Genomic DNA, 10,023 nt, shown 5'->3' with positions numbered 1-10,023 from the left:
TTGAAAGAGTATCCACCAATCTTAGGTACAAAATACCAGTAGACTCCAAATTTCATCTGCTCAGAATTCACTCCGAGAGAGACAATCCAAATATAATCTCCAACATTAGCCGTAATCGTATCATTTGCACGAATAAACTTTCCTTTTGTATCAAGGAATTCAACCGTTACCTGACTTTTATCACGCTTGTAATAGAGATTAATCACATTAGTCGCTGAATCATTGGTAACTAATAAAGGAGTATCCGAGTCGCTATTTTGATAAGAATAGTTCAAAATCGTCGGAATCTGATACATGTGATAAACACTTTTAGTCGATTGACTTGTCATTGCACCATAATTTATTGGCCAGACGTATTCCCCGACATTCACTGTCATTGTTTCAGACTTCTAAACTTTAAGTCCTGTATTATCTGAGTCCAAGAAATTAATCGTAACTTGACTATTTTCTCCTTTATAATAAAGATCAATCACATTGGATGCCGAATCATTAGTAACCAGTAAAGGAGAATCTTGTTCGCTACCTTGATAAGAACAGTTCGAAATCGTCGGAATCTGATAGATATGGTATACATTTTGAGCAGACTGATTGGTCATTCCGCCAAAAGATACGGCCCATACATACTCTCCGACATTCACTGTCATTGTTTCGGAATCACGAACTTTAAGTTCATGATTTTCCGCATCAAGGAAGTTTATGGTCACTGTTTCTTCTGTAATATTTTGCGGAATGACTGATTTTGTACTACTCGTTGGAGGCACAGTGTCAGCCAGTACTTCATTTTTGAAAGCGATTCTATCCGGATTTGAAGAAGAAAGGTTAAAAGTGAGATTAGGAAAAATTCCAACAATAAAAATACTAAAAAATAGTCCTAAAATTATTTTTTTATTTTTTATTTGTAACTTTAATTTTTTCATTTATCTCCTTTCTTCTTCATCATTTTTTATTAATAATAAGGCCCGACTAATTGTATTATTTTCTGTCTTAATCAGATAATGGACATGAGAATCTCGTGATTCTAATTCTAATAGATTTGTTGCTTCTTTTAAATTACTAACTTCTCCTGCTTCCAAACAGCCAATGATATAGTTTATACTCTTTGTATTCATATAGTCATTAGGAAGCTCAGCATTAACAATTATTTCGCTCTTTAAGATTTCTTGAATTTGCTCAATAATTTCTTTTTGTTTCTTTAAATATTTCTTTTTATAAAAACGTGCAATATGTTTTCTTCCACCTGGTAAATAATTATGTTGCCAAAGCCAAGTTAAGCCCAAACGTGATCCGTAACCCAAAAGTAAAGAAAGGAAAGTAATCGCAGACATTCTAAAAAACAGGTCAACAGGTCCTGTTCCTGGTACAAGATTACTAAAAAATACTGTCTTATCTGGCATGAAATAAACAATCATTCCAATTGAAACCAAAATATCTAAAATTGAAGCTTGACGCGCAATTTGGGCTGATATTTTTTTACGATAGTCTTCTCTTAAGTCTTCTGAACCCTTTAAAAGTCCTTCTAGATTCTCTAATGTATCAAACAGTTCTCGACAATAATCAAGAATCACATTCTCCCTCACTTATTTCTTAGATCCTTAAATCATTACTGACTATAATTTTAACATTAATGTCTTGGTTTTGCAACACTTTAATTTTACATAAAAAAACACCCGTAGGTGCTTTTTAATTATGAGACGAAACATTCAAACGGTTGAGAGCGCGGTGTAATGCAACTTCTACGCGTTTTATTTCATCAGATTTTTTCTCAGCTTTAGCAACTTCAAGTGCTTTTTCAGCTCGAATTTTTGCACGTTCGGCACGTGAAACATCAATATCACGATTACGTTCGGCAGAATCTGCAACAATTGTTACGAGACTATCTTTAATTTCGATAATTCCACCATTAACAGCAATGTAATCTACATGTGTCTCATCATCTGGACGACGAACTTTAAGTTCATCAATTTCAAGTCCAGCAATTGTCGAAATCATGTTTGGCAAAATACCAATTTCACCATTTGTAGTCCGAGCAGTAATATAGTTTGCATGGTGATCATAAACCACACCAGCAGGGGTAATCACTTGAAGTGTCATGACGTTTTCAGACATTCGATCCTCCAATTTTTTCTATGAAAATTTAAATTATAAAGCGTAAAAATACTTTAAAAAACAAAATTACAAGAGTTAATCAAACTTTTAAAAAGTTGAAGCAACTTTTACTGACAGAATTATTGTCAGTAAATTTTGCGATTCAATAATGTATTTTCACTTTGTCATTTCATAAGAAATCGAATTAATAACCCATTGATTTTGCTTTTGCAAGTACGTCTTCAATTGGACCTACTCCACGGAAAGCATCTTCAGGGACTTCGTCATATTTACCTTCCAAAATTTCCTTGAAGTCATGAACTGTTTTGTCAATTGGTACATATGAACCAGGTTGACCAGTAAACTGTTCAGCAACGTGGAAGTTTTGTGAAAGGAAGAATTGGATACGACGTGCACGTCCAACGAGAATTTTTTCATCATCTGACAATTCATCCATACCAAGAATGGCAATGATATCTTGCAATTCTTTGTAGCGTTGAAGGACACGTTGAACTTCCATTGCAACTTCATAGTGTTCTTCACCAACAATTTCAGGTGTAAGCGCACGTGATGATGAAGCAAGTGGGTCAACGGCTGGATAGATACCCATTTGTGTCAAACGACGTTCCAAGTTAGTCGTTGCGTCCAAGTGAGCGAAGGCTGTAGCTGGCGCTGGGTCAGTATAGTCATCGGCAGGGACATAAATCGCTTGGATAGATGTAACAGAACCCTTCTTAGTAGAAGTGATACGTTCTTGTAATTGACCCATTTCAGTTGCAAGAGTTGGTTGGTAACCAACGGCAGAAGGCATACGTCCCAAAAGGGCAGAAACTTCTGAACCGGCTTGAGTGAAACGGAAGATGTTATCGATGAAAAGCAATACGTCTTGACCTTGAATATCACGGAAATATTCCGCAATTGTTAAACCAGTAAGGGCAACACGCATACGTGCTCCAGGTGGTTCATTCATTTGACCAAAGACCATGGCTGTTTTTTCAATAACGCCTGATTCTTTCATTTCCCAGTAAAGGTCATTCCCTTCACGAGTACGTTCCCCAACACCTGTAAATACAGAAATACCACCGTGTTCTTGGGCAATATTGTGAATCAATTCTTGGATAAGGACGGTTTTACCAACACCGGCACCACCGAAGAGTCCGACTTTCCCACCTTTAAGATAAGGGGCAAGTAAATCGACAACTTTAATCCCTGTTACAAGAACTTCATTTGCAGTTGACAATTCGTCAAAAGTTGGAGCTTTCTTGTGGATAGGATTACGTTCTGCATCAGCAGGGAAATCTTCTCCACCATCAATAACGTCACCAAGGACATTAAAAACACGACCAAGAGTAGATTCACCAACAGGAACGCTGACCGCTTTACCTGTATCAAGGACTTCAAGTCCACGAGTCAATCCATCAGTAGATTCCATAGCGATCGTACGAACTGCACCATCACCAAGTTCCAAAGCAACTTCAAGAGTAATTTTTGTTTTTAAACCATTGACATCTTTGTAGACAATCAAGGCATTGTTAATCTCAGGCAGTTTGGCATCAGAACCAAATTCCACGTCAACGACGGGACCGATAACCTGAGTAATTTTACCAGAACTCAATGTTTTTCCTCCTGTTTTTATTTTCTGTCTAACAACAGAATTTCTATTCATTTTTAAGTTCATCAGTAAAAATTTACTGACAAACGTAATTAAAATTCAAAGCCTTTACTGACAGAACATTTATTCCTCAAGTTGATAAAATGTAACATTGAGAATAATGTTTGACAGTAATTATAGCGCTGAAGCACCCGCAACAATTTCCGTAATTTCTTGCGTAATTGAAGCTTGACGAGCACGGTTATATTGAATGGTTAAATCATTAATGACAGAATGTGCATTATCTGTTGCAGTACGCATTGCGGTCATACCTGCAGCATGTTCTGCTGTTTTTGCATCAACAATTGAGCCATAAATCATACTTTCAGCATATTGCGGCAACAACTGATTTAAGATTGTTTCACGATCTGGTTCTAATTCAAATGTTACAAGAGATGCTTTTTCGTCACCTTTTTTATCAAAAGAAATAGGTAACATTTTTTCCATCCGTGCCTCACTTACCAATGAATTCACATGGTGGTTGTAACAAACATAGAGTTCATCGAATTCTTCTGCTTGATATTCTTCCACGGCTTCTGTAACAATTGCCCGAACCTCTTCAAAGGTCGGTTGATCTGAAAGTCCGCGAAGAACATAAGAAACTTTGACGTTACGGGCTTTGAAAAAGTCCGCTCCCGTACCACCAAGGGCAAGTATTGTATACTCACTCTCATTTGTGTGGCGTTTACGTATATTACTTATAACAGACTTCAAAATATTTGAATTATAACCGCCAACAAGCCCACGATCTGATGTGATAACGAGATAGCCAGTTTTTTTGACTTCACGTTTAATCATCATCGGATTTTTGGCCGGCTCATTATCGCTTGAAACTAAGTCAGTCGTAATCTTACGTACTTTTTCAGCATAAGTCTGAAAAGCTTTAGCGTAAGATTCTGCTTTTTGAAGTTTAGCAGCAGAAACCATTTGCATGGCACCTGTGATTTGACTTGTTTTCTTTGTTGACGCAATCTTAGTTTTTATTTCGTTAAGTGAAGCTCCCATTAGTTAGCCTCCTTATTAATAATTCGTTGTATTTTTGAATGCTTTAATTGCTTCGTCAAGTTTTGCTTCTTCTGGCAAATCTTTAGTGTCCGTAATTACGTTCAAGAGATCTGCATAATTTGCATCGAAGAAATCGAACATTTTAGTTTCAAAATCAAGAACATCATCAACTGGAACATCATCAAGATGACCATGAGTCAATGCATAGAGAATCAAAACTTGTTTTTCAACAGCCAATGGTTTGTGCAATGGTTGTTTCAAAACTTCAACGGTACGACGACCACGATTCAATTTTTCTTGAGTCGCTTCATCAAGGTCAGAACCAAATTGTGTAAAGGCTTCAAGTTCACGGAATGACGCAAGGTCAAGACGCAAAGTACCAGCTACTTTCTTCATGGCTTTGATTTGTGCGGCACCACCAACACGTGATACTGATGAACCAGCATCAATGGCAGGACGTACACCTGAATAGAACAAGTCATTTTCAAGGAAAATTTGACCGTCGGTAATAGAGATAACGTTTGTTGCAATATAAGCTGAAATATCACCTGCTTGTGTTTCAATGAATGGCAAAGCCGTCATTGATCCACCACCAAGATCATCAGACAATTTAGCAGCACGTTCCAAAAGACGTGAGTGCAAGTAGAAAACGTCACCTGGGTATGCTTCACGACCTGGTGGACGACGGAGCAAGAGAGAAAGTTCACGGTAAGCGACCGCTTGTTTAGATAAATCATCATAAACAACCAAGACATGTTTACCGTTATACATAAATTCTTCACCCATTGCAGCTCCAGCATAGGGAGCGATGTATAGGAGTGGAGAAGGTTGAGAAGCTGACGCAGTTACGACGATAGTATAATCCATCGCACCGAGTTTACGGAGCGTTTCAACTTGTGTACGAACTGTTGACTCTTTTTGTCCAATCGCAACATAGATACAAATCATATCTTGACCTTTTTGGTTCAAGATTGCATCAATAGCGACTGAAGTTTTACCTGTTTGACGGTCTCCGATAATTAATTCACGTTGTCCACGTCCAATTGGAACGAGGGCATCAATCGCTTTAAGACCAGTTTGTAATGGCTCAGAGACTGATTTACGTTGCATAACACCAGGAGCTTTTGCTTCAACTGGACGAGTTTTACCTGTATTAAGTTCTCCAAGTCCATCAACGGGTTGTCCAAGTGGGTTTACAACACGTCCGATGAGTTCTTCACCAACTTGGATTTCCATGATTTTACCTGTACGTTTAACAGTGTCACCTTCACGAATTGAGAGGAAATCACCAAGTACGATAATACCAACGTCTGTAGCATCCAAGTTTTGCGCCATACCAAGTACACCATTTGAAAACTCAACAAGCTCACCGCTCATCGCATTTTCAAGGCCATAGGCACGCGCGATACCATCACCAACATAGGTAACGACACCAGTTTCAGCAACTTCAAAATCTGGTGTGAAATTTTCAATTTGTTTTTTAATCAGTGAGCTGATTTCATTAGCTTTAATTGCCAAAAATATGCTCCCTTCTAGAAATTTTTACTAGTTCAAGGCTATTTAGCTTTAAACTGCAGTTATACTTTTTGAGCATGAATAAGCAAGTTTTAAAATTACCTTTGCATGTTTTCAAAAGTTTAACAGTTTGAGTTTGAAAAATTCTCCACTAAGTTTTTAACAAAGGAAGAAAATTTTTCTATCCTGATTAGAGGATTTCAGCGGCAATTTTAGCCAATTGTGTTTTTAATGAGGCGTCAATAATTTTTCCACGAGAGTTCACAATGAATCCTCCGAGAATTTTTTCATTGACTGTATTAATTACTGTTACTTCGTTTAAATCAAATTTTGCTTTAGCCATTGCTTTAAATTTTTCAATTTGAGCTTCTGACAATGCAATACTTGAAACAACTTCAACGTCAGCAATTTTGAACATGTCATCTGCTGCATTTTTAGTTTCTTCAAGTATTTCTCCGAGGTCAGCTAGACGTCCATTAGAACGAATAGTATTCAGGAAATTTGACATCACTTCTGATGAAGTTTGAAGCAAAGTATCAATCAATTCAGATTTAGCAGAGAATGAATAAACTTCATTTGCTAAAAAAGCACCTAAGTTATTTTCTTTGAAAAGCTGAATCATTTCGCTAACTTCAGTAAGAATTGCTTCAAGTTGCCCTTTTTCTTGGGCGACCTCAAGTAAAGCTTTACTGTATTTTTGTGAATTTACTTTTGTCATCTTATTCTCCTAACTTAGCGAGATAAGAGTCGATTAATTCCTGTTGTGCAGAAGCATCTAATGATTGTCCAATGAGCTTTTCAGCAATTTGAACTGAGATGTCCGCAACATCGCCTTTAACTGTGTTAAGAGCTTCTTTGCGTTCTTGCTCGATATCTTCTTGCGCACGTTTCTTCAAGCTAGTTGCTTCTTCATTTGCTGTTGCAAGTACTTTCGCACGGTTTTGTGAGGCAGTATCATTTGCAACTTGAATGATGTTAGCAGCTTCTTCTTTAGAACCTGCAAGCTCTGCTTGACGTTGTTTAACCAAGTCAGCGGCTTGTTTGTTGTTCGCTTCTGCTGCATCGATATCATCAGATATTTTTTTCGCACGACTTGCAAAAACACTTGTAATTGCATTCCATGCAAAGAGGCGCAACAATACCAATAAGATAATAAATGCACCAGATACAACGATGATGTTACCGAGAACGGTATTCGGAGCAGCTTCTAATAATAATGTTGACAATTTCTACTCCTTTCTTAATGTTCTGCTATGATTTTGTGGCTAATGTACAAGTTTGTCAAAAGGACAAAGACATAAGCTTGGAGGGCTGAAATGAAAAGTGAAAAGCCAATCCATGCAACTTCTAGAATCCACGCAACTGGAAGCATCCACATGGTTGATTGAATCATACCGGCAATAAGACCAAGCATGATTTCACCCGCGAAGATATTCCCATAAAGCCGTAAACCAAGTGAAAGTGCATTTGTAAATTCTTCCAAAATGTTCATTGGAAGAAGACCTTTCGGATCTTTCCAGAAGGCAACCTTGAGGTAACCTTTAAAACCGAATTTTTGTACACCCAGTGTATTTGACATTACAACAACAAGAAGTGCAAGTGTCAAATCGACTGTTGGATTTGCAGTTGGTGATTTCCAAAGAGAAACATCACCTGGCGTACTAATTTTAGTTACTAGCCCAATGCAGTTGGCAATAAGAAGGAAAGAAAAGAGGGTAAAGTTCATGAGCGCAAAGCGTGGTGCTTCATGAGGGCCGACGTTATCTTTGGAAACTCCATTGACAAAATCAACAACCCACTCAAGAACATTTTGTTTACCTTTGGGCTTGAGCTGCATATTGCGACTCGCCCAGAATACCAGACCGAAAACAATGAGGACAGTCACAAAAGTCATTACTGTGATTGTTCCATCAAATGGAATTGGCCCAATATTAAAGGTCCATGTTGATTCCATACCTGTTCTTCCTTTCTGTTTTTAAAATTTTTTGTTGAGAAAAATTTTAATGGAAAAGGAATGCCATAGCAAGGGCGATGAAGAATGTACCTTCGACGAAGGCGATACCCATGAACATTGAACCACGAAGTTTTCCTTCAAGTTCAGGTTGGCGTGCAACGGCTTGGAGGAAGTTTGAAACGATAAGTCCATCACCGATAGCGGCTCCGAGTGCTGCAAGACCGATAGCAATTGCTCCAAGAGCGGCAAGTGTAATTGTCATTATAGACCTCTTTCTATATTGCGATTTCGCAAATTTATTTTACTAAGAAATTCTACTACTATTCGTAGTTTTTGTCAAAGACAAGCATGAGAATTTCATCATTTCTTTTGTTTTTGTCTTTGTAAGCGTTTGATAGACAAACTTTTTAGTTTTTGTCTTGAATAAAATGGGAATTTTTAATATTAACTCAATCGTTCTTCTTGCTTATAATTTATAGGGAGCCACTGTAAGACAGACTCTATTTTTTTAGTCCAATAATACCATTCATGAACACCATCTGAACTCTCATAAGTAACATCAAATCCCTTTTTCTTCAACTCTGCTGTTGCGTACTCATTTCCTGGGAAAAGAAAATCTTGTTTTCCACACCAAGCGTAAAGTTTTGGTCGTTCCTCATTCTTACGATCAGCTAAGGCCAAAATTTCATTATCTGAACCCTTAAAAGTCTCCCAATTTCCAAAAATCCCGCCCCAATAAGCTGGGTTTTCTTTGAAATTCTCTTCCATTCCATCGAATGTCAGAACTCCTGACAAACTTGCGGCATAGCTAAAGTGATCTGTACCTAGAGCAAGACGGTAAGCACCATATCCACCCATAGATAAACCAGCAATAAAGTTCTTTTCTTTTTTTGTAGATAAATTTGGGAAAAAATTGTGAATTACTTTTGGAAGTTCCAAGGCAATCGCATCAAAATAATTCATACCATAAGTGGTATTCACGTAAAAACCTAAATCTGTCGAGGGCATTACAATCGCCAAATTTGTATGTCGAATTAATCTTTCAATTCCAGAACGAATCATCCACGAATTTTCGTTCCCACTCATTCCGTGCAAAAGGTAAAGAACGGGTATCTCTGTGTTTGAAAAATCTTCCACCTTACTTGACTCAGGGTAAATAACATTGACTTTTCGAATCATCCCAAGAACTTCTGAGTAGTATTCGATATTGATTACTGCCATAAAAAGTCTCCTTAATAAATTTTATGTTGTTAGCAAATGTTGTTAACTTTCTACCTATTATAAGTTCAATTTCTTGAATTCTGTTAAATTAAAAATTCCTTTCTTTTTAAATCTGACCTTCGTTTTCTTTTTTCAAAGTCTGCACTATGACTTTTCCTTTCATTTTGTTTTTAATAATAAAAAAACGAAATGAAAGAAGTACTTTTTTAGTTTCCACAGGCACTCAACGTCTTCTTTATTGTAACATTTTATAGATGTCTTTTGCTCTCTTTTTTCCTTTCATTTATCTAACTGTTTTGATTTGCCATTGCTGATTTACTTCTGTTAATTTTATCGCCCCTTTTTGGTCAGTTCTGAGTGTCTTTACCTGATTTTTGGCTAAGGTTTCTAAAGTTTCTTGATTGGGATGACCATAGCGATTAGCTTTTCCAACCGAGATTAGTGCAAGTTTAGGATGTATCTCTTTGATGAATTCTGGACTTGAACTCGTTTTACTGCCATGATGCCCCACTTTTAACACATCTACCTGTAATTTGGGATAATTTTGTAGAAGCTTTTTTTCTCCTTCTTGTTCCAAATCTCCTGTAAAAAA

12 protein-coding genes and 1 pseudogene are annotated in these 10,023 nt (G+C 37.1%); all 13 read right to left on the bottom strand.

The window, feature by feature from the left end; all coding sequences use genetic code 11:
• Window positions 1-377 (bottom strand): annotated as a pseudogene (locus LLA01S_RS13410) (hypothetical protein); the annotation flags it as partial.
• A 12-nt stretch (window positions 378-389) separates the two neighbouring features.
• Entirely contained in the window at window positions 390-917 is a 528-nt protein-coding gene (locus tag LLA01S_RS11055) for a hypothetical protein (RefSeq protein WP_232035113.1), read from the bottom strand.
• Window positions 918-1,565 (bottom strand): hypothetical protein, encoded by a 648-nt coding sequence (locus LLA01S_RS11050; RefSeq protein WP_014572215.1) that lies wholly within the window; start codon window positions 1,563-1,565, stop codon window positions 918-920. It lies immediately after the preceding gene.
• A 115-nt stretch (window positions 1,566-1,680) separates the two neighbouring features.
• Entirely contained in the window at window positions 1,681-2,106 is a 426-nt protein-coding gene (locus LLA01S_RS11045; protein ID WP_011676764.1) for a F0F1 ATP synthase subunit epsilon, read from the bottom strand.
• 184 nt (window positions 2,107-2,290) lie between these two features.
• Window positions 2,291-3,700 carry a F0F1 ATP synthase subunit beta gene (gene atpD / locus LLA01S_RS11040; RefSeq protein ID WP_021165643.1) on the bottom strand — a complete coding sequence of 470 codons (1,410 nt, stop codon included), beginning with the start codon at window positions 3,698-3,700 and terminating at the stop codon, window positions 2,291-2,293.
• A 171-nt stretch (window positions 3,701-3,871) separates the two neighbouring features.
• The gene (locus tag LLA01S_RS11035) at window positions 3,872-4,741 is read right to left on the bottom strand and encodes a F0F1 ATP synthase subunit gamma (RefSeq protein ID WP_021165644.1); all 870 of its coding nucleotides are present in this window, start codon (window positions 4,739-4,741) and stop codon (window positions 3,872-3,874) included.
• Between the two features lie 15 nt (window positions 4,742-4,756).
• Window positions 4,757-6,259, bottom strand: coding sequence for a F0F1 ATP synthase subunit alpha (atpA, locus tag LLA01S_RS11030; protein ID WP_061778315.1), 1,503 nt, complete (start codon window positions 6,257-6,259; stop codon window positions 4,757-4,759).
• A gap of 187 nt (window positions 6,260-6,446) precedes the next feature.
• The gene (locus LLA01S_RS11025) at window positions 6,447-6,974 is read right to left on the bottom strand and encodes a F0F1 ATP synthase subunit delta (protein ID WP_014572213.1); all 528 of its coding nucleotides are present in this window, start codon (window positions 6,972-6,974) and stop codon (window positions 6,447-6,449) included.
• Window position 6,975: 1 nt separating this feature from the next.
• On the bottom strand, window positions 6,976-7,482 hold the full coding sequence (gene atpF / locus LLA01S_RS11020) for a F0F1 ATP synthase subunit B (protein ID WP_010906128.1): 507 nt from the start codon (window positions 7,480-7,482) through the stop codon (window positions 6,976-6,978).
• Between the two features lie 14 nt (window positions 7,483-7,496).
• On the bottom strand, window positions 7,497-8,210 hold the full coding sequence (atpB, locus tag LLA01S_RS11015; protein ID WP_004255255.1) for a F0F1 ATP synthase subunit A: 714 nt from the start codon (window positions 8,208-8,210) through the stop codon (window positions 7,497-7,499).
• A gap of 46 nt (window positions 8,211-8,256) precedes the next feature.
• Window positions 8,257-8,472: a F0F1 ATP synthase subunit C gene (locus LLA01S_RS11010; RefSeq protein WP_014572212.1), complete on the bottom strand. Its 216-nt coding sequence runs from the start codon at window positions 8,470-8,472 to the stop codon at window positions 8,257-8,259.
• Between the two features lie 182 nt (window positions 8,473-8,654).
• On the bottom strand, window positions 8,655-9,431 hold the full coding sequence (locus LLA01S_RS11005) for an alpha/beta hydrolase (protein ID WP_061778314.1): 777 nt from the start codon (window positions 9,429-9,431) through the stop codon (window positions 8,655-8,657).
• 283 nt (window positions 9,432-9,714) lie between these two features.
• The coding region (locus LLA01S_RS11000) for a ComEC/Rec2 family competence protein (RefSeq protein WP_032950470.1) at window positions 9,715-10,023 on the bottom strand (309 nt) is incomplete at its 5' end.

The organism is Lactococcus cremoris subsp. cremoris NBRC 100676 (genome assembly GCF_001591705.1).
GTDB lineage: Bacteria > Bacillota > Bacilli > Lactobacillales > Streptococcaceae > Lactococcus > Lactococcus cremoris.
This window is presented reverse-complemented; position numbering and strand designations above follow the sequence as displayed.

Excerpts from the sequence above, each read along its gene's own strand:
- LLA01S_RS11035 (WP_021165644.1), bottom strand. The coding sequence starts at position 4,741 with ATGGGAGCTTCACTTAACGAAATAAAAACTAAGATTGCGTCAACAAAG.
- LLA01S_RS11010 (WP_014572212.1), bottom strand. The coding sequence starts at position 8,472 with ATGACAATTACACTTGCCGCTCTTGGAGCAATTGCTATCGGTCTTGCA.
- LLA01S_RS11045 (WP_011676764.1), bottom strand. The coding sequence starts at position 2,106 with ATGTCTGAAAACGTCATGACACTTCAAGTGATTACCCCTGCTGGTGTG.
- atpB (WP_004255255.1), bottom strand. The coding sequence starts at position 8,210 with ATGGAATCAACATGGACCTTTAATATTGGGCCAATTCCATTTGATGGA.
- LLA01S_RS11005 (WP_061778314.1), bottom strand. The coding sequence starts at position 9,431 with ATGGCAGTAATCAATATCGAATACTACTCAGAAGTTCTTGGGATGATT.
- LLA01S_RS11025 (WP_014572213.1), bottom strand. The coding sequence starts at position 6,974 with ATGACAAAAGTAAATTCACAAAAATACAGTAAAGCTTTACTTGAGGTC.
- LLA01S_RS11055 (WP_232035113.1), bottom strand. The coding sequence starts at position 917 with ATGAAAAAATTAAAGTTACAAATAAAAAATAAAAAAATAATTTTAGGA.